Raw genomic sequence first — 22,281 nt, forward strand, 5'->3', positions numbered from 1 at the left:
GAATTCTCGCGAGCGGAACAGGGTGACCCGATGGGTGGGGAAATGTCACGTGCGGACGACCGGATCGCGATCGTCGGAATGTCCTGCCGGTTGCCCGGCGCGCCGGACACCGCGGCGTTCTGGCGGCTGCTGCGCGACGGCCTGGACGCGATCACCCCACCGCCGCCCGGCCGCGCGGGCGACCTGCCCGCGGGTTTCCTGGACCGGGTCGACGCCTTCGACGCGGCGTTCTTCGGCGTCTCGCCCCGCGAGGCCGCCGCGATGGACCCCCAGCAGCGGTTGGCCCTGGAGCTGGCGTGGGAGGCCCTGGAGGACGCGCGGATCGTCCCCGGCACGCTCACCGGCGGCCGAACGGGCGTGTTCATCGGCGCGACCTGGGACGACTACACCACCCTGAGCTACCCGGCGCACGTCACCCCGCACACGATGACCGGCACGAACCGGGGCGTCATCGCCAACCGCGTGTCGCACTTCCTCGGCGTGCGCGGACCGAGCCTGACCGTGGACGCGGCGCAGTCGTCCGCCCTGGTCGCGGTGCACCTGGCGGTCGAGAGCCTGCGGCGCGGCGAGACGGCGCTCGCCCTGGCGGGCGGGGTGAACCTCAACCTCGCGGCCGGTCGCGAGACGAGCGGGGTCGAGTTCGGCGGGCTGTCACCGGACGGCCGCAGCCACACCTTCGACGCCCGCGCCAACGGGTTCGCCCGCGGCGAGGGCGGCGGCGTGGTCGTGCTCAAGCCGCTGGCCAGGGCGCTCGCGGACGGCGACCCGGTGCACGCGGTGATTCTCAGCAGCGCGGTGAACAACGACGGACCGACCCGCAGCCTCACCGCACCCAGCGCCGACGCGCAGGCCCAGGTCATCAGCGAGGCCCTGGCCAGCGCGAACGTCCGCCCGGACGACGTGCAGTACGTCGAGCTGCACGGCACCGGCACCCCGGTCGGCGACCCGGTCGAAGCCGCCGGCCTCGGCGCCGCGCACGCCGGGCGCGCCACCGAGCTGCTCGTCGGCTCGGCGAAGACGAACGTCGGCCACCTGGAGGGCGCGGCGGGCATCGTCGGCCTGCTCAAGACCGTGCTGAGCATCCGCCACCGCGCCCTGCCGGCCAGCCTCAACCACGTCACGCCCAACCCCGACATCCCGTTCGACGAGCTGAAGCTGCGCGTCCAGACCGAGCTGACCCCGTGGCCGCGCGCCGACCTGCCGTTGATCGCGGGTGTGTCGGCCTTCGGGATGGGCGGCACGAACGCGCACGTGGTCGTCGCCCAGCCCCCGGACCGGGAGCGGGTCGGGTCCGAGCCGACGTCGGGCGTGGTGCCGTGGGTGCTGTCGGGCCGGACCGAGCAGGCGCTGCGGGCGCAGGCCGGGCGGTTGCACGACCACCTCGCAGCCCACCCCGAGCTGACGCCCGGCGAGGTCGGCCACGCGTTGGCGACCACGCGCACGCACTTCGCCCACCGCGCCGTGCTCCTCGGCCGCTCACCGCTCACCGCGCTCGCCGAGGGCCGCCCGGCGCCGGACCTCGTCACCGCACGGGCCGCCGACCTGGGCCGGACCGCGTTCGTCTTCCCCGGTCAGGGCGCGCAGTGGGTCGGCATGGGCCGCGAGCTCTACGCGAGCGAACCCGTGTTCCGCGACCGCATCGACGCTTGCGCCGCGGCGCTCGCGCCCCACACCGACTGGTCGCTGGTGGACGTCCTGCACGGCGACGCGCTCGACCGGGTCGACGTGGTGCAGCCGGCGCTGTTCGCGGTGATGGTGTCGCTGGCCGCGCTGTGGCGCTCCCACGGCGTCGAACCGGACGCGGTGGTCGGCCATTCCCAAGGCGAAATCGCCGCCGCGCACGTGGCGGGCGCATTGTCGTTGGCCGACGCGGCACGCGTGGTGGCATTGCGCAGCCGGGCGCTCGTCTCATTGGCGGGTCAGGGCGGAATGATTTCCGTCACACTGCCGGTCGACGAGGCCGAGCAATTCGTGGCACGTTGGAATGGTCAGTTGACAGTCGCGGTGGTAAATGCGCCCGGCGCCGTCGTGGTGTCCGGCACGCCCACCGCGCTGGCCGAATTGTCGGCGGCGTGCGAGGCGGCCGGCATTCGGGCGCGCGCCATTCCGGTGGATTACGCCGCCCATTCGGCGCAGGTCTCCGCCATCCGGCGACGGCTGCTGGCCGACCTCGCGGACGTGCGCCCGCGGGCGGCCGACGTGCCGTTCTACTCGGCGGTCACCGGCGGGCCGCTCGACACCGCCGGCCTCGACGCCGACTACTGGTACCGCAACCTGCGCGAGCCCGTCCGGTTCGACCTGGCCACCGCCGCGCTCGCCGCCGACGGCCACGACGTGCTCATCGAGGTGAGCCCGCACCCCGTGCTGGCACCGACCCTGGACGTCGTGGTGGCCACCGGCACCCTGCGCCGCGACCACGGCGGCCGGGAGGAGTTCCTGGCCGCGTTGGGCCGGGTGTTCGTGGCGGGCGGGCACGTCGACTTCACGCCCGCGTTCCCGGCGGGTGTCGAGCCGGTCGACCTGCCCACCTACGCGTTCCAACGCCGGTCGCACTGGCTGGGCGACGTCACGCCCGAAGCACCGCCCGCGCCGACCGCCGATCCCGCCGACCAGGTCACCGCCGCCATCGCGGCCGTCCTCGGGCACGCCGACACCGCCGAGATCGACCCCACGCTGACGTTCAAGGACCTGGGTTTCGACTCCGTGATGGGTGTCGCGCTGCGCGACCGCATCAACAGCGCGCTCGGCCTGCGGTTGTCGTCCGGCCTGATCTACGACTACCCGACGCCCGCGGAACTGGTGGCGCACCTGGGTGACGGTGTCGTCGACGTGCCGGACGTCGTGGCGGCGGTGGACGACGACCCGATCGTGATCGTGGGGATGGGGTGCCGGTTCCCCGGCGGCGTGGCGTCGCCGGAGGACCTGTGGCGCCTGGTCACCGCCGAGGTGGACGCGATCGGCGACTTCCCGGCCGACCGCGGCTGGGACCTCGGCCGGCTGCACGACCCGGAGCTGCGCAGCGGCGGCACGAGCGCCGTGGCCAAGGGCGGTTTCCTGGCCGACGCGGGCGGGTTCGACGCGGCGTTCTTCGGGATCTCGCCGCGCGAGGCCGTGGCGATGGACCCCCAGCAACGCCTCGTGCTGGAGACGGCGTGGGAGACGGTCGAGCACGCGGGGATCGACCCGACCTCGTTGCACGGCAGCCGCACCGGCGTGTTCACCGGCATCTGGTCCTCCGGCTACGCCGTCGGCGGGCCGGTGCCCGAAGACGTCGAGGGCTACCTGGTCACCGGCACGGCGACGAGCGTGACGTCCGGCCGCGTCGCCTACCACCTGGGGCTGCGCGGACCGGCGCTGTCGATCGACACGGCGTGCTCGTCGTCGTTGGTGGCGATCCACTTGGCGGCGCAGGCGCTGCGGTCGGGTGAGTGCGACCTGGCGCTGGCCGGTGGCGTCACGGTGATGGCGACGCCGGTGATCTTCACCGAGTTCTCGCGGCAACGCGGGCTCGCGCCGGACGGCCGCAGCAAGCCCTTCGCCGCTGCCGCCGACGGCACGAGCTGGGGTGAGGGCGCGGGGTTGGTGCTGCTCGAACGGCTGTCGGACGCACGTCGGCGTGGTCATCGGGTGTTCGCGGTGGTGGCGGGTTCTGCGGTGAACCAGGACGGCGCCTCCAATGGGTTGACCGCGCCGAACGGTCCGTCTCAGGAGCGGGTGATCCGGGAGGCTCTGGCGAACGCCGGCGTTCGTCCGTCCGAAGTGGACGCTGTTGAGGCGCACGGTACTGGTACGACGTTGGGTGATCCGATCGAGGCGCAGGCGCTCTTGGCGACCTACGGGCAGGATCGTTCGGAGCCGTTGTGGTTGGGTTCGGTGAAGTCGAACATCGGTCACACCCAGGCGGCGGCGGGTGTCGCTGGTGTGATCAAGATGGTGATGGCGTTGCGGCACGGTGTGCTTCCGAGGACGCTGCACGTGGACGAGCCGACGCCGCACGTGGACTGGACTGCGGGCGACATCCGGCTGCTGACCGGGTCCGCCGCGTGGCCCGACACCGACCGTCCCCGACGCGCGGCGGTCTCGGCGTTCGGGATCAGCGGCACGAACGCCCACCTCGTGCTCCAGCAGTCCCCGGACGTCGTCGCGCCCCGGGTCGGCGAAGACCGGACGGTGCCGTGGCTGGTCAGCGCGAAGACCGAGGCGGCACTGCACGCCCAGGTCGAACGGCTGCGCGAGTACGCGCTCACGCACCCGGACGTGCCGGTGGCGGCGATCGCCGGTGACCTGGCCACCCGTGCCCGATTCCGCCACCGCGCCGTGCTGGTCGGCGCGGATCGGGCCGAACTGCTCGCCACCCCGCCACCGGCCGCCCCGCCGACCACCACCGGTGACCTCGTGTTCGTGTTCCCGGGTCAGGGTGCGCAGTGGGTCGGTATGGGGCGCGAGTTGTATGCGGCGGAGCCGGTGTTCCGGGACGCGGTCGACGCGTGCGAGCGGGCGTTGGCCCCGCACGTCGACTGGTCGTTGGTCGAGGTCTTGAGCGGTGGTGCGCTGGATCGGGTCGACGTGGTGCAGCCGGCGTTGTTCGCCATGATGGTGTCGTTGGCGGCGTTGTGGCGGTCGTTCGGGGTCGAGCCGGCCGCGGTGGTGGGGCACTCGCAGGGTGAGATCGCGGCGGCGCATGTCGCCGGCGCCCTCTCCTTGGAGGATGCGGCGCGGGTAGTTGCGTTGCGCAGCAAGGCTTTGGTCGCGATCAGTGGTCTCGGTGGCATGGTGTCGGTGTCGTTGCCACCGGATTCCGAGTTGTTGTCGCGGTGGGGTGATCGGCTGACGGTCGCGGTGGTGAATTCGGCGTCCACGGTGGTGGTGTCGGGTGAGCCGGGGGCGTTGGACGAGTTGCTGGAGTTGTGTGAGCGCGAGGGCGTGCACGCGCGCCGGATCCCGGTGGACTACGCGGCGCACTCGGCACAGGTGGAAGCCGTTCGAGAGCGGTTGCTCGCCGAGCTGGCGGACATCACCCCGCTCCCGGCGCGGATCCCGTTCTACTCCTCGGTGACCGAGGGGTTGGTCGGGACCGTCGATGCCGCCTATTGGTACCGGAACCTGCGGGAGCCGGTGCGGTTCGACCGGGCGGTGGAGGCGTTGACGGCCGCCGGGCACGACGTGTTCGTCGAGGTCAGCCCGCACCCGGTCCTGGTGCCCACCCTGGACGTCACCCTGGCCACCGGCACCCTGCGGCGCGACCACGGCGGGGTCGGGGAGTTCCTCACGGCGGCCGGACGGCTGTTCGTCGCCGGTGTGGACGTCGACTGGACTTCCGCGCTGCCGCCGGCCGGTGGCGCGGACCTGCCGACCTACGCCTTCCAGCACGAGCCGTACTGGCTCACGTCCACCGCGCCGACCGCGGACCCGTGGCGGTACGAGGTCACGTGGGCTCCCGTCACGCCCACCTCGGCCCCCGCCGGGCGGTGGCTGGTGCTGCGGCCCGACGGCGAGCACCCGTGGGTCGACGCGGCGGTGGAGGCGTTGCGGGACAGCGGCGTCGAGGTGGTCGGGACGGCGGACCGGGTCGACGGCGTGCTGTCGTTCCTGGCCCTGGACGAGTCGCCGCACCCGGACCACCCGGCCGTGCCCGTCGGCTTGGCGCGGACCTTGGCGGCCGTGCGGGACCTCGACGCCCCGCTGTGGTGCGTGACCCGCGGCGCCTTCGACGATCGGCCGCGGCAGGCGCTGGTGTGGGGGTTGGGCACGTCGGCCGCACTGGAGTTCCCCGACCGGTGGGGCGGGCTGATCGACGTCCCGGCGACACCGGACGCGCTGGGCGTGCGCCGGCTGCTCGCCGCGATCGGCGGCCCGGAGGACCAGGTGTCGGTCCGCGCCGAGGGCGTCTTCGCCCGCAGGCTGCGCCGGGCCAGGCCGACCCCGCCGGTCCGGACGTGGCGGCCCGAGGGCACCACGCTGATCACCGGCGGCACCGGTGCGCTGGGCGCCCGGGTGGCGCGGTGGCTCGCCGGGCAGGGCGCCGAGCACGTGGTGCTGGTCAGCCGCAGCGGGCCGGACGCCCCCGGCGCGGCCGGGCTGCGCGACGAGCTGGCCGCCTCCGGCACGCGGGTCACGGTGGCCGCGTGCGACGTGGCGGACCGGGCGGCGCTGGCGGCGTTGCTGGACGAGGTCGGCGACGTGCGGTCGGTGTTCCACACGGCGGGCGTGATCAGGTCCGGCCGGCTGGCCGACGACGACGTGGCCGGGTTCGCCGACGTGATCACCGCCAAGGTCGCCGGCGCGACGCACCTCGCCGACCTGCTGCCCGACCTCGACGCGCTGGTGCTGTTCTCGTCGACGGCCGGTGTGTGGGGCGACGGGCACGGCGCGGCGTACGCGGCGGGCAACGCGTTCCTCGACGCCCTCGCCGCACGGCACCGCGCCGAGGGCCGGGCGACCACGTCGGTGGCCTGGGGCATCTGGGCCGAGGGCGGCATGGCGGCGCTGGAGTCCGTGCAGCGGCAACGGCGGCTGCTCGGCCTGGGCGAGATGCCGTCCGGGCGTGCGCTGGCGGCGTTGCGCGACGTGCTCGACCAGGACGTGCCGCACGCCGTGGTCACCCCGGTCGACTGGGCGGAGTTCGCGCCCGCCTACACCCGCGCGCGGCCGAGCAGGCTGCTCGCCGACCTGCCCGAGGCCCAGACCCGGGAGGAAGCGGCCGAGCCGGACCCGGCGACCGACGTCGACGTGCTCGACGTGATCACCACCCACACGGCGGCGGTGCTGGGACATGCCTCAGCTGAGGCCATCGACGTTCGGCAGGCGTTCCGGGAACTCGGCTTCGACTCGTTGACCGCCGTGGAGCTGCGCAACCGCCTCGCCACCGCCCTGGGCCGGCGGCTGCCGTCCACGCTGGTCTTCGACCACCCCACGCCCGAACGGCTCGCCGCACATCTGCGCGGTGAACGCGCGGCGCGTGCCACCACGTCTGCGGTGGCGACCGACGAGCCGATCGCGATCGTCGGCATGGGCTGCCGGTTCCCCGGCGGCGTCGAGTCGCCGGACGACCTGTGGCGGGTGGTGTCCGAGGGCGTGGACGCCATCGGCGGGTTCCCCGACGACCGCGGCTGGGACCTGGACCGGTTGTTCGACCCCACGTCGGCCCGGCCGCGCACGTCGTCCACCCGGCACGGCGGGTTCCTGACCGACGCGGGCGGGTTCGACGCGGCGTTCTTCGGGATCTCGCCGCGTGAGGCGTTGGCCATGGACCCGCAGCAGCGGGTGTTGCTGGAGACGGCGTGGGAGGCGTTCGAGCACGCGGGGATCGACCCGACCTCGTTGCAGGGCAGCCGGACGGGCGTGTTCACCGGCATCTGGTCCACCGGGTACGCCGCCGGGTCGATCCCGGACGACCTGGAGGGCTACCAGGTCACCGGGACGGCGACCAGCATCGGCTCCGGACGGCTGTCCTACCTGCTCGGTCTGGTCGGACCCGCGCTGTCGCTGGACACCGGGTGCTCGTCGTCGCTGGTCGCGCTGCACCTGGCCGCGCAGGCGCTGCGGTCGGGCGAGTGCGACCTCGCGCTGGCCGGCGGGGTCACGGTCAACGCCACGCCGTCGTTGTTCACCGAGATGTCCCGGCAGGGCGCGAGCGCGCCGGACGGCCGCAGCAAGTCGTTCGCCGCCGCCGCCGACGGCGCCGGATGGGCCGAGGGTGCGGGCCTGCTGCTGGTGGAACGCCTGTCCGACGCCCGGCGCAACGGCCACCACGTGCTGGCCGTCGTGCGGGGGACCGCCGTCAACCAGGACGGCGCGTCGAACGGGTTGACCGCGCCGAACGGGCCGTCCCAGGAGCAGGTGATCCGGCAGGCTCTCGCGAACGCGGGTCTCGATCCGTCCGAAGTGGACGCGGTGGAGGCACACGGTACCGGTACGACGCTGGGCGATCCGATCGAGGCTCAGGCGTTGTTGGCCACCTATGGTCAGGATCGCTCGGAGCCGTTGTGGCTGGGCTCGGTGAAGTCGAACATCGGCCACGCGCAGGCCGCCGCCGGCGCGGCCGGTGTGATCAAGATGGTGATGGCGTTGCGGCACGGTGTGCTGCCGAAGACGCTGCACGTCGACGAACCGACGCCGCACGTGGACTGGGAGGCCGGGAACGTCCGGCTGCTGACCGATTCCGTGCCCTGGCCGGCCACCGAACACCCTCGGCGGGCGGCGGTGTCCGCGTTCGGCATCAGCGGCACGAACGCGCACACGATCATCGAGCAGGCGCCCGAGGACGTGCGGCCCGAGGAGGTCGCCCCGCTCTGGCTGCTGTCGGCCAAGACGCCGGAGGCGCTGCGCGAGCAGGCCCGGCGGCTGAGGGACTTCGTCGCCGAACACCCCGGGGAGAACGACGAGATCGGGCGCGTTCTGGCCGGTCGGGCGCGCTTCGATCACCGTGCGGTGGTGTTGGACCCGGCTGGTCTGGGTGCGTTGGCGGAGGGTCGGGAACACCCCGGGGTGGTGACGGGCTCGGCGTCGTTGCCGGGCAAGTCGGTGTTCGTGTTCCCCGGCCAAGGCGCGCAGTGGGTCGGGATGGGGCGGGACCTCTACGCGTCCGAGCCGGTGTTCCGCGAGGCCGTGGACGCGTGTGAGCGCGCGTTGGCCCCGCACGTGGACTGGTCGCTGGTCGAGGTCTTGACCGGCGGGTCGCTGGATCGCGTGGACGTGGTGCAACCCGCGTTGTTCGCGATGATGGTCTCCCTGGCTGCGCTGTGGCGGTCTCGCGGCGTCGAGCCGGATGCCGTGGTGGGGCATTCGCAGGGTGAGATCGCGGCGGCGCACGTGGCCGGGGCGCTGTCGTTGGAGGATGCGGCGCGGGTGGTCGCTCTGCGCAGCAAGGCTCTGGTCGCGATCAGCGGTCAAGGCGGCATGGTGTCGGTGTCGTTGCCGCCGGACTCGGAGTTGTTGTCGCGGTGGGGCGTCCGGCTGAGCGTTGCGGTGGTGAACTCGGCGTCCACGGTGGTGGTGTCGGGCGAGCCCGGCGCGCTGGACGAGTTGCTGGAGCTGTGCGAGCGGGAGGGCGTGCACGCCCGGCGGATCCCGGTGGACTACGCGGCGCACTCGGCCCAGGTCGAGGCGGTCCGGGAACGACTGCTCGCCGATCTGGCCGAGATCAATCCCGCACCGGCCAGGATTCCGTTCTACTCCACGGTGGCGGACGGTTTGGTGGAGACCGTCGATGCCGCGTACTGGTACCGGAACCTGCGTGAACCGGTGCGGTTCGACCGGGCGGTCGAAGCTCTGACGCAGGCCGGGCACGACGTGTTCATCGAGGTCAGCCCGCACCCGGTGCTGGTGCCCACAGTGGACGTCGCGGTCGCCACCGGCACGCTCCGGCGCGAGCAGGGCGACTTCCGCGGTGCCCTGGCCACCTTGGTGGTGAACGGTGTCGAGCTGCCCCGGCCGACCGCGGGCCGACTCGCGCTGCCGACCTACCCGTTCCAGCGGACGCGCTACTGGCTCCTGCCGAGCACGGCCGGGTCCACGCTGGGCCACCCGTTGCTGGACGCGTCCGTGGAGCTGCCGGACGACCAGGGCGCGGTGCTGACCGGCCGCCTCTCGACCCGCACGCACCCGTGGCTGGCCGACCACGCCGTCGACGGCGCCGTGCTGCTGCCCGGCACGGCGTTCGTGGAACTGGCCGTCGAAGCGGGACGTGCCGTGGGCTGCCCGGTCGTCGCGGACCTCGTGCTGCACGTGCCGCTGACCGTGACCGAACGCCCGGCGCACGTCCAGGTGTCCGTGGGCGCGCCGGACCACGCTGACCGGCGACCGGTCACCGTGCACTCGCGGGTCGACGGCGAGTGGGTCCGCCACGCCTCCGGCACGCTCGACCGGGCTCAGGCCCCGACCACCGCGGTGTGGGAGCCCAGGGGAGAGCAGGTCGACCCGGACAGCTTCTACGACTACCTCGCCGACCTCGGCTACGAGTACGGCCCGGCGTTCCGGGGTGTGCGGGCGCTGTGGCGGGCCGACGACGAGCTGTTCGCCGAGGTCCAGGTGCCGGACGGCGCCAAGTTCGGCCTGCACCCGGCGCTGCTCGACGCCGCGCTGCAACCGGTGATCCTGCTGCACCCGGACGACCGCCTCCGCCTGCCCTTCTCGTTCACCGGCATCGCCGTGCCCACGACCGGCGTCTCGACCGCCCGCGTCCACCTGGCCCGCACCGGCCCGGACGCCTACACCGTCACGTTGACCGACCTCGCGGGCGCACCGGTGGCGGCGATCGACGCGCTGACCGTGCGACCGGCCGCCGAACCCGGGACCACGCTGCTGCGCACCGAATGGGTGCCACTGGCGGAGTCCACCCCCGTGCCCGTCCGCCTCGCGCCCCTGCTGACCGGTTCGGTCGACGCCGAGTCCGTGCACGGCCTCACCCGACGGGCACTCGGCCTGGTGCAGGAGTTCCTGGAGACCGACGAGCGGACGCGCCTGGTCGTGCCGACGCGGACGGACGATCCGGCGGGGGCGGCGGTGCGCGGGTTGATCCGCAGTGCCGCGGCCGAGCACCCGGGCCGGTTCGTCGCGGTGGAGCTGGACCGCGACGCGACGGTGGCGCGGGCGTCGGAGGCGGCGGCCGTGGCGGGCGACGAGGTGGAGCTGGCGATCCGCGGTGACGCGATCCTGGTGCCACGGCAGGTGCCGGCCAGGTCGCGGCCCCCGTCGGTCGACGGTCCGTGGCGGCTGGTCGAGTCGGGCACCGGAAGCCTGGACGACCTCGCGTTCGCCGAGGTGGCCGAGCTGCCGCTGGAGCCGGGCCAGGTGCGGCTCGCGGTGCGTGCGGCGGGGGTGAACTTCCGCGACGTGCTCATCGCGTTGGGGATGTACCCGGACACGGCGTTGTTGGGCGGTGAGGCGGCCGGGACGGTCCTCGAAGTCGGGCCGGGCGTCACGAGGTGGCGGGTGGGCGACCGGGTGCTCGGTCTCGCCTCCGGCGCGTTCGGGCCGCGTGCGGTGGCCGACGAGCGGGTGCTCGCGCCGGTCCCGGACGGCTGGTCGTTCGCGCAGGCCGCGGCGGTGCCGGTGGCGTTCCTCACGGCGTGGCACGGGCTGGTGGACCTCGGCCGCGTCCGCCCGGGTGATCGGGTGCTGATCCACTCCGGTGCGGGCGGCGTCGGCACGGCCGCGATCCAGCTGGCGCGGCACCTCGGCGCGGAGGTCTTCGCCACGGCGAGCCCGCGCAAGTGGGACGCGTTGCGGGCGGCGGGGTTGAGCGAAGACCACATCGCGTCGTCGCGGACGCTGGAGTTCGAGCAGCGCTTCCCGCGGGTGGACGTGGTGCTGAACTCGTTGGCCGGCGAGTTCACCGACGCGTCGCTGCGCCTGCTCGCGCCCGGTGGCCGGTTCGTGGAGATGGGCAAGACCGACGTCCGGGTCCTCGACGGCGTCGACTACCGGGCGTTCGACCTCAACGACGCCGATCCCGCCCACCTGGGTGACGTGCTGACCGAGGTGCTGCGGCTGTTCGGCGCCGGCGTGCTCCGGTTGCCGCCCGTCGCCACCCGGGACATCCGGCGCGCGGTGGACGTGTTCCGGCTGATGAGCCAGGCCGGGCACGTGGGCAAGCTGGTGCTCACCGTGCCCCGGCTCGCCGACGGCACGGTGTTGATCACCGGCGGCACGGGGACGCTCGGCCGGGCGTTGGCGCGGCACCTGGTCACCCGGCACGGCGTGCGGCGGCTGGTGTTGGCGAGTCGCGGTGGTGGCGAGGTCCCGGAGCTGGACGCGGACGTGCGGGTGGTCGCGTGCGACGTGTCGGATCGTGGGCAGGTCGCGGAGTTGGTGGCGTCGATCCCGGACCTGACCACAGTGGTGCACGCGGCCGGTGTGCTTGACGACGCGGTGGTGCAAGGCCTCACCCCCGACCAACTGGACCGCGTGCTGCGGCCCAAGGTGGACGGCGCGTGGCACCTGCACGAACTGGCCGGCGACCTGGACGCGTTCGTGCTGTTCTCCGCCGCCGCGGGCGTCCTGGGCAACGCCGGGCAGGCCGACTACGCCGCCGCCAACTCCTACCTGGACGCCCTGGCGCGGCACCGGCACGCCCTCGGCCTGCCGGCCGTCTCGATGGCGTGGGGTTACTGGGCCGAGGCGTCCGGCATGACCGCGCACCTCACCGCGACCGACAAGGAGCGCTTCGCCCGCGCCGGCATCGCGCCGATGACGACGGAGCACGCGCTGGCGCTGTTCGACGCGGCGCTCGCCGGTGACCAGCCCGCGGTGACGACCGCGCACCTGACGACCCGGGCACCTCGCGCGCTCCCGCCTCCCGCCGCACCCGAAACCGACCTGCTGTCCCTCGTCACGACCCACACCTCGGCCGTGCTCGGGCACACCGACGCGTCGGCGATCAAGCCCCGGCTCGCGTTCCGCGACCTCGGGTTCGACTCGCTGACCGCCGTGGAGCTGCGCAACCGGCTCGCCACGGCGACCGGCCTCCGCCTGCCCGCGACCCTCGTCTTCGACCACCCGACGCCCGGGGAACTGGCCGAGCACCTGCGGCTGGAGCTGTCGGGCACGCGTCGGGAGGTCGTTGCGCCGGTGGTGCGGGCGGTGGACGACGACCCGATCGTGATCGTGGGCATGGGGTGTCGGTTGCCCGGTGGTATCGGGTCGCCGGATGACCTGTGGCGGTTGGTGTCCGACGGGGTGGATGCCATCACGGACTTCCCGACCGATCGGGGTTGGGACCTGGATCGGCTCTACCACCCGGATCCTGACCACCCCGGGACCAGCTACACCCGTTCCGGTGGCTTCCTCACCGATGTGGCGGGGTTCGACGCGGACTTCTTCGGGATCTCGCCGCGTGAGGCGTTGGCGATGGATCCGCAGCAGCGCGTGCTGCTGGAGACCGCCTGGGAGACCATCGAGCACGCGGGCATCGACCCGACCTCGTTGCGGGGCAGCCAGACGGGCGTGTTCACCGGGCTGTGGTCCTCGGGGTACGGGGGCGTGGTCGACCAGGCCCCGCGTGACGCCGAGGGCTACCTGGCGACCGGCATCTCACCGAGCGTCACGTCCGGCCGGGTCGCCTACCTGCTCGGGTTGCGCGGCCAGGCCGTGTCGGTGGACTCCGCGTGTTCGTCGTCGTTGGTGGCGATGCACTTGGCGGCGCAGGCGTTGCGGTCGGGTGAGTGCGACTTGGCGTTGGCCGGTGGCGTGACGGTGATCGTGAACCCGCTGGGGTTCACGGAGTTCTCGCGGCAGCGCGGGTTGGCGGCCGACGGTCGGTGCAAGCCGTTCTCCGCCGCGGCCGACGGCACGAGTTGGGGCGAGGGCGCGGGGTTGGTGCTGCTGGAGCGGCTGTCGGACGCGCGCCGGCGCGGTCATCGGGTGTTGGCGGTGCTGGCCGGTTCGGCGGTGAACCAGGACGGCGCGTCGAACGGTCTGACCGCGCCGAACGGGCCGTCCCAGGAGCGGGTGATCCGGCAGGCGTTGGCGAACGCCGGCGTGCGTCCGTCCGATGTGGACGCGGTGGAGGCCCACGGGACCGGTACGACGTTGGGTGATCCGATCGAGGCTCAGGCGTTGTTGGCGACTTATGGTCAGGATCGTTCGGGTCCGTTGTGGTTGGGGTCGGTGAAGTCGAACATCGGTCACACCCAGGCGGCGGCCGGTGTTGCTGGTGTGATCAAGATGGTGATGGCGTTGCGGCACGGTCGGTTGCCTCGCACGCTGCACGTGGACGAGCCGACACCGCACGTGGACTGGGCGGCCGGGGACATCCGGCTGCTCGCGGACACCGTGCCCTGGCCGGAGGCAGGGCGTCCGCGTCGGGCGGGTGTGTCGTCGTTCGGGGTGAGCGGCACGAACGCGCACGTCATCATCGAGCAGGCGCCTGAGACCGCCTCGGAGTCGGCCGGGGACGTCGGCCGGACGCCGTGGGTGATCACGGGCAAGTCGGAGCGGGCGTTGCGCGACCAGGCCCGCCGGTTGTCCAAGGCCGCCGGTGCGGCCGACGCGTCCGCCGTGGCCCGTGTTCTGGCTGGTCGGGCGCGTTTTGATCACCGTGCGGTGGTGCTGGATCCGTCGGCGTTGGGTGCGTTGGCGGAGGGTCGTGAGCATCCGGACCTGGTGACGGGCACGGCGTCTGCGCTCAGGAAGTCGGTGTTCGTGTTCCCCGGCCAGGGTGCGCAGTGGGTCGGTATGGGGCGCGAGTTGTATGCGGCGGAGCCGGTGTTCCGGGACGCGGTCGACGCGTGCGAGCGGGCGTTGGCCCCGCACGTCGACTGGTCGTTGGTCGAGGTCTTGAGCGGTGGTGCGCTGGATCGGGTTGATGTGGTGCAGCCCGCGTTGTTCGCGATGATGGTGTCGTTGGCGGCGTTGTGGCGCTCGCGTGGTGTGGAGCCTGACGCGGTGGTGGGGCATTCGCAGGGTGAGATCGCTGCGGCGTATGTGGCTGGGGCGCTCTCCTTGGAGGATGCGGCGCGGGTGGTGGCGTTGCGCAGCAAGGCTTTGGTGGCGATCAGTGGTCAGGGCGGCATGGTGTCGGTGACCCTGCCGCCGGAGTCGGAGTTGTTGTCGCGGTGGGGTGGTCGGCTGTCGATCGCGGTGGTCAACGCGGTGGACTCCGTGGTCGTGTCCGGAGATCCGGCCGCGCTCGCCGAGCTCGTGGCGGTCTGCGAGGCCGACGGCATCAGGGCGCGCGTCCTCCCGGTGGACTACGCGGCGCACTCGGCACAGGTCGAGGCGGTCCGGGAGCGGCTCCTGGCCGACCTCGCGGACATCACCCCGCTCCCGGCGCGGATCCCGTTCTACTCGACCGTGACCGAGGGGTTGGTCGGGACCGTCGATGCCGCCTATTGGTACCGGAACCTGCGGGAGCCAGTGCGGTTCGACCGGGCGGTGGAGGCGTTGACGGCCGCCGGGCACGACGTGTTCGTCGAGGTCAGCCCGCACCCGGTGCTGGTGCCCGCGTTGGACGTCACGGTCGCCGCCGGCACCCTGCGCCGCGACCAGGGTGACTTCACCACCGCCGCGGCACGGCTGTTCGTCGCCGGTGTGGACGTCGAGTGGCCCCGGCCCGCCGCCGGTCACGTCGACCTGCCCACCTACCCGTTCCAGCACGACCGCTACTGGCTGGCTCCCGTGCCGGGGTCGGCCGACGTGACCGCGGCCGGTCTCGACTCGACCGACCACCCGCTGCTCGGCGCGGCCGTGGAACTCGCGGCGGGGCAGGGAGTGGTGCTCACCGGGCGGCTGTCGACGGCCACCCAGCCGTGGCTGGCCGATCACGCCCTCCACGGGTCGGTGCTGCTGCCGGGCACCGGTTTCGTGGAACTCGCCCTGCGCGCGGGCGCCCAGGTCGGTCGGCACGTGCTGGCCGAACTGCTGCTGGAAGCACCGATGGTGCTGCCCGCGCAGGACTCAGTGCTGGTCCAGGTCGTGGTCGACGGCACGGCGGTCACCATCCACTCCCGGCGCGACGGCGACTGGATCCGGCACGCCACCGGCACGCTCGGCGTCGACCCGCCCGCGTCACGTCCGCTGGAATGGCCGTCGGACGCCGAACCGGTCGACCTCACGGGCTTCTACGACGACCTCGCGGCCCAGGGCTACGAGTACGGCCCGGCGTTCGAGGGCGTGCGGGCGGTGTGGCGGCACGGTGACGAGCTGTACGCCGAGGTCGCCCTGGACACCCGTGACGGCTTCGGCCTGCACCCCGCGTTGCTGGACGCCGCGTTGCAGCCGCTCACGCTCGTCGCGGCGGGTCGGCTGCCGTTCTCGTTCGCCGGCGTCGCCGTGCTGAAGACGGGGGTGACGGCGGCGCGCGTCCGGCTCACACCGACCGGGCCCGACACCTACCGGGTCCTGCTGACCACCGATGCCGGTGAGCCCGTGGCCGTGGTGGACGCCCTGACCGTGCGGCCGATGCCGGCGGACTTCCGCACCCGTGACAACCGGGTGTTCCGCCTCGACTGGGTCCCGGTGACGCCTTCGTCCGGAGACGCCGCCGTGCACCACGTGGTCAGCGCGCCGGGAGCCGATCCGGTGCGAGCCGCGCACACCCTGGTCGCCGAGACGTTGGCCGTCCTCCAGGACTTCCTGCGCACCTCGGAGGACGGGAAGCTCGCGATCGTCACGCGTGGCGCGGCGGGCCCCGGTGAGGTGACCGACCTCGCCGCCGCCGCGGTCTGGGGCTTGGTGCGGGCCGCCGAGGCCGAGCACCCCGGCCGGTTCGCCCTGGTCGACGTGGACCACGACGGCGAGGTCCACGCGCCGGCCGACGAGTTCCAGGTGGCGGTCCGCGGCGACGCCGTGCTCGCGCCCCGGCTCGACCGCGCGCCGGGCTCGCCTCGCGCGCTCGACCTGGACGGCACCGTGCTGATCACCGGCGGCACCGGCACGCTGGGCGTCCTGGTGGCCCGGCACCTCGTGGCACGGCACGGCGTCCGGCGACTGGTGCTGCTCGGCCGCCGTGGCGGCGAGGTGGAGATCGAGGGCGCGGACGTGTCGGTGGTCGCGTGCGACGTGACCGATCGGGCCGCCCTCGCCGACGTGCTCGCCACGATCCCCGACCTGTGCGCGGTCGTGCACGCGGCGGGTGTGCTGGACGACGCCGTGGTGACGTCGTTGACCCCCGAACGCCTGCACGACGTGCTGCGGCCCAAGGTGGACGCCGCGTGGCACCTGCACGAGCTGACCCGTGACCTGAAGGCGTTCGTGCTGTTCTCCTCAGCCGCCGGTGTGCTCGGCGGCGCGGGGCAGGGCAACTACGCCGCCGCCAACGCCTTCCTGGACGCCCTCGCCTCCCACCGGCACGCCCTGGGCCTGCCCGCCGTGTCGCTGGCGTGGGGGCAGTGGGAGCAGGTCAGCGGCCTGACCGGTCACCTCACCGAGGCCGATCAACGCCGCTTGGCGCGCTCCGGGATCGTGCCGATGTCGACCGAGCACGCGTTGGCGTTGTTCGACGCGGCGCTGGCCGACGGCGCGCCCGCGGTGGTGCCCGCACGGCTCGACCTCACCGCGCCGTCGTTGCGCGGGTTGACGCGGCGGGCCCGTCGGATCGCCGACACCGACTTGGCACGGCGGCTCGCGTCGCTGCCCGAGGCCGAACAGCACGCCGTCGTGCTCGACCTGGTCGGCACGCACACCGCCGTGGTGCTCGGCCGCACCGACGGGGTGGCCGCGCACCGGGCGTTCCGGGATCTCGGGTTCGACTCGTTGACGGCGGTGGAGCTGCGCAACCGGCTGGCCGCGGCGCTGGGCGTGAAGCTGCCCGCCACGCTGACGTTCGACCACCCGACGCCGTCCGCGCTCGCGACCCACCTGCGGGGACTCCTGCTCGGCCGTGAGCGGCGCGCCGTCGCGCCCGTCGCCCTGGCCGGTGCGGACGACCCGGTCGTGGTGGTCGGGATGGCGTGCCGGTACCCGGGCGGCGTCGGCTCGGCGGCGGACCTGTGGCGGCTGGTCGCCGACGGTGTCGACGCGATCGGGGACTTCCCGGGCGATCGCGGGTGGGACCTCGACCGGCTCTACGACCCGGCGGGCGGACCCGGCACCAGCTACACGCGTTCGGGTGGGTTCCTCCGTGAGGCGGCCGAGTTCGATGCGGCGTTCTTCGGGATCTCGCCGCGTGAGGCGTTGGCGATGGATCCGCAGCAGCGGGTGTTGCTGGAGACCGCCTGGGAGGCGTTCGAGCACGCGGGCATCGACCCGACGTCGTTGCAGGGCAGTCGGACGGGTGTGTTCACCGGTATCTGGTCGTCGGGGTACGGCTCCGGGGCCCAGCCGCCCGACCTGGAGGGTTATCTGTCGACCGGTACGGCGACGAGCGTGACCTCCGGGCGGGTGTCGTACCTGCTGGGCTTGGAAGGTCCGGCGGTGTCGGTGGACACCGCGTGCTCGTCGTCGTTGGTGGCGATCCACTTGGCGGCGCAGGCGCTGCGGTCGGGTGAGTGCACGCTCGCGTTGGCCGGTGGCGTGACGGTGATGGCGACGCCGTCCGGGTTCGTGGAGTTCTCCCGGCAGCGCGGCCTGGCGGCGGACGGGCGGATCAAGTCGTTCGCCGACGCGGCTGACGGCACGAGCTGGTCCGAGGGCGCGGGGTTGGTGGTGTTGGAGCGGTTGTCGGACGCGCGTCGGCACGGTCACCAGGTCTTGGCGGTGGTGGCGGGTTCGGCGGTGAACCAGGATGGTGCGTCGAACGGGTTGACTGCGCCGAATGGTCCGTCTCAGGAGCGGGTGATCCGGCAGGCTCTGGCGAACGCGGGTCTATCACCGTCTGATGTGGACGCTGTGGAGGCGCACGGTACTGGCACCACGTTGGGCGATCCCATTGAGGCTCAGGCGTTGTTGGCGACTTATGGTCAGGACCGCTCGGAGCCGTTGTGGTTGGGGTCGCTGAAGTCCAACATCGGCCACACGCAGGCGGCGGCCGGCATCGCGGGCGTGATCAAGATGATCATGGCGATGCGGCACGGGGTGCTGCCGCGGACGCTGCACGTCGACCAGCCCACCACGCACGTGGACTGGGGGACCGGCGACGTCCGGCTCCTCACCGAGGCCACGCCTTGGCCTGACGTCGACCGGCCGCGTCGTGCCGGTGTGTCGTCCTTCGGGATCAGCGGGACGAACGCGCACCTGATCCTCGAACACGTGCCCGCCGAGCCGGTCGAGGCGCTCGTCGTGCCGTGGTTGTTGTCGGCGAAGTCGCCGGAGGCGTTGCGGGCGCAGGCCCGGCGGTTGCGTGGGTTCGCCGGCGACCCGGCGGTGGGTCCGGTTTTGGCGGGGCGGACGCGGTTCGCCTACCGTGCCGCGCTCACCGATCCGGCTACGCGCGCGGCGGACCTCGATGCGCTGGCCCGAGGTGACGTGCCGATCGTCGCGGCGGGGGTCGGCAAGACGGCGTTCGTGTTCTCGGGTCAGGGTTCGCAGTGGCGGGGGATGGGTCGCGGGTTGTACGAGGCGTATCCGGTGTTCGCGGAGGCGTTGGATGAGGTGTGTGGGCGGTTGGGGTTGTCGTTGTGGGACGTTGATTTGGATCAGACGCGGTATACGCAGTCGGCGTTGTTCGCGGTTGAGGTGGCGTTGTTCCGGTTGGTGGAGTCGTTGGGGCTGAAGCCTGATTACCTGATCGGTCATTCGGTGGGTGAGATCGCTGCTGCGCATGTTGCCGGTGTGTTGAGCCTGGATGACGCGTGCACGTTGGTGTCGGCGCGGGGTCGTTTGATGCAGGAGTTGCCGCCGGGTGGGGCGATGGTGTCGATCCGGGCCGTCTCTGCGGAGGTGGCGGAGACGTTGCCCGAGGGTGTCGAGATCGCAGCCGTCAACGGGCCCGAGGCGGTGGTGATCTCGGGTGACGAGGACGCGGTCCTGGAGGTCGCGGACTTGTGGGAGACCTTGGGGCACGAGACGCGGCGGTTGGCGGTGAGCCATGCGTTCCACTCGGCGCATATGGAGCCGATGTTGGCCGAGTTCGCTGGGGTCTTGGAGGGTTTGACGTTCGGTTATCCACAGCTCCCGATTGTGTCGACGGTGTTGTCGGATGGTTCGGGTAGCGTTGTAAACAGGGATCCCCTGGGCGGGGACCCTTCCGCAGGCACGGTGTTCGACGCTGGGTATTGGGTGCGGCAGGCCCGTGGTGCGGTGCGGTTCGCCGATGGCGTGGAGTGGTTGCGTGCCAGTGGTGTGACGGCGTTCCTGGAGATCGGGCCCCATCCCACGCTCGTGCCGACCGGCGTGATGCGGCGCGACGACGACTCGCCCGAACGACTCCTCGCCGCCCTCGGCAAGCTGTGGGTGTCCGGCGCGGAGTGGACCCTGCCGACCGCGCACGCCGAGGTGCCGACCTACGCCTTCCAGCGTGAGCGGTTCTGGTTGTTGCCCGCCGCGTCGACGGACGTCACGGGCGCCGGGCTCGCCGCGGTCGACCACCCGTTGCTCGGCGCGGTGGTGGAGTTGGCGGACGACCAGGGTGTGGTGGTGACCGGGCAGCTGTCGCCGGCCACCCAGCCGTGGCTCGCGGAGCACACCGTGCTCGGTTCCGCGTTGCTGCCCGGCGCCGCGTTCGTGGAACTGGCGTTGCGGGCGGGAGGTCAGGTCGGCTGCCCGGCGGTCGAGGAGTTGGCACTGGAGGCGCCGCTGGTGCTCGACGGCGCGGTCGACGTGCGGGTCACGGTCGGCGCGCCCGATCAGGCCGGACGACGCCCGGTCGCCATCCACTCCAGGTCCGACGGAGACTGGCTGCGGCACGCCACCGGTGTGCTCGGCGCCGGCGTGGCCCCCGTGCCGTGGACGGAACCGGAGACCGAACCGGTCGACCTGAGCGGCTTCTACGACTCCCTGGCCGACGCCGGCTTCGAGTACGGCCCGGCGTTCCAAGGCCTGCGGGCCGTTCGGCGGCACGGCGACGACCTCTACGCCGACGTCCGACTCGCCGCTGACGGCGACGGCGACCGGTTCACCCTGCACCCCGCGCTGCTGGACGCCGCGCTGCAAGCCGTCACGATCGCCGACGACCGCGCCAAGGTGCCGTTCTCGTTCACCGGCGTCACGGTCTGGTCGACCGGTCGCGGCGCGGCACGCGTGAAGCTCACCGCGACCGGACCCGAGACCTACCGGGTCAGCCTGAGCGGCCCGGGCGGCGAACCGATCGCGGCCGTCGAGTCGCTGACCCTGCGCGCCCCGCAGACCCGCCGGCAGTCCCTCTACCGGGTCGCGTGGCACGAAACGGACACCGCCACCGGACCGGTCGGTGACGCCGACCAGCTCCACCACGCCACCGACCCGGTCGAGACCCTGGCCGTGGTGCAGGAGTTCCTGGCCGCGGCCGACAATGCGGCCCGACTCGTCGTGGTGACGCGCGGCGCGGTGTCCGTGCGGGGCGAGGACGTGACCGACCTCCGGGCCGCCGCCGTGTGGGGCCTGGTCCGCTCCGCCGCCTCCGAGCACCCCGGGCGGTTCGTGCTGGTCGACACCGACGGGTCGCCACTCGTGGCCGGTGACGAGCCGCAGCTGGCCGTCCGAGCCGGTCGAGTCCACCTGCCCACCCTGGAACGCGCCGAGTTCGCACCGCTGCCGTCGACCTTCGGCCCGGACGGCACGGTGCTCATCACCGGCGGCACCGGCGTGCTGGGCGGCGCGGTCGCCCGTCACCTGGTCGCCGAGCACGGCGTCGCGCGGCTGGTGCTGGCCAGTCGACGCGGGCCGGACGCCCCCGGCGTCGCCGAGCTGGTCGCGGACCTGGCCGGGGCCGACGTCACGGTCGTCGCCTGCGACGTGGCCGACCGCGACGCGGTCGCACGACTGCTCGCCGAGCACCCCGTCACGTCGGTCGTGCACACGGCCGGTGTGCTGGACGACGCCGTCGTGCAGTCTCTGGACGCCGAACGGTTCGCGGTGGTCTGGGAGCCCAAGGCCGCCGCCGCGCTCCACCTGCACGAGCTGACCGCCGACCTGGAGGCGTTCGTCCTGTTCTCCTCCGCCGCGGGCGTGCTGGGCGGTCCGGGGCAGGCCAACTACGCCGCCGCGAACACGTTCCTCGACGCCCTCGCCACCCACCGGCACGCCCACGGCCTGCCCGCCGTGTCCCTGGCCTGGGGACCCTGGGCGCAGACCAGCGGCATGACGGGCAAGCTCACCGACGCCGATCGGCGCCGGATGGCCAAGGCAGGCGTGCTGCCGATGGCGACGGACGAGGCCCTGGCCCTGTTCGACGCCGCCCTCACCGCGGGCGAACCGGTGCTGGCGCCGGTCCGCCTCGACCGCCGCGCGGTGGCCCGGCCGCGCCACACGGCGGACTCGCGCCAGGTCGAGCCGACGCACGACGTGCTGGACCTGGTCCGACGCGCCGTGGCCCAGGTGCTCGGTCACGCGTCCACCGACGCCATCGGCCCGCACCGGGCGTTCAAGGACCTCGGGTTCGACTCGCTGACCGCCGTGGAGCTGCGCAACCAGCTCGACGCGGCGACCGGGCTGCGCCTGCCCGCCACGCTCACCTTCGACCACCCGACGCCCGCCCGGCTCGCCGACCACCTGCGGGAACGGATGGCCGCGAGCGCACCCGACCCGCTGCTGGCCGAGCTCGACCAGCTCAAGTCCACCTTGGACCGGAGCGGGCACGCCGACCACGACGCCGTCGCCGCACGACTGGAAGCGCTGCTGGCGTCGTGGACCGCCAAACGCGCCAAGCCCGAGGACGACCTGGACGACGCCACCGACAGCGAGCTGTTCAGCATCCTCGACGACGAGCACCGCAGGACCCAGGTCATCCGATCGGGCGAGCACCGCACCGCGGGGGAGTAGCTGTTC

The 22,281-nt window shown here is 73.2% G+C and carries 1 protein-coding gene; it reads left to right on the plus strand.

What is annotated here, in order from left to right:
* Positions 1-42 precede the first annotated feature (42 nt).
* Entirely contained in the window at positions 43-22,275 is a 22,233-nt protein-coding gene (locus tag LNK82_RS03340) for a type I polyketide synthase (RefSeq protein ID WP_230565408.1), read from the plus strand.
* The last annotated feature ends 6 nt before the right edge of the window (positions 22,276-22,281 follow it).

The organism is Saccharothrix luteola (assembly GCF_020859565.1).
In the GTDB taxonomy this organism is placed as follows: domain Bacteria; phylum Actinomycetota; class Actinomycetes; order Mycobacteriales; family Pseudonocardiaceae; genus Actinosynnema; species Actinosynnema luteola.

Bases quoted from the DNA above. Each gene is read 5' to 3' on its own strand.
- LNK82_RS03340 (WP_230565408.1), top strand. From the start codon at position 43: ATGTCACGTGCGGACGACCGGATCGCGATCGTCGGAATGTCCTGCCGG.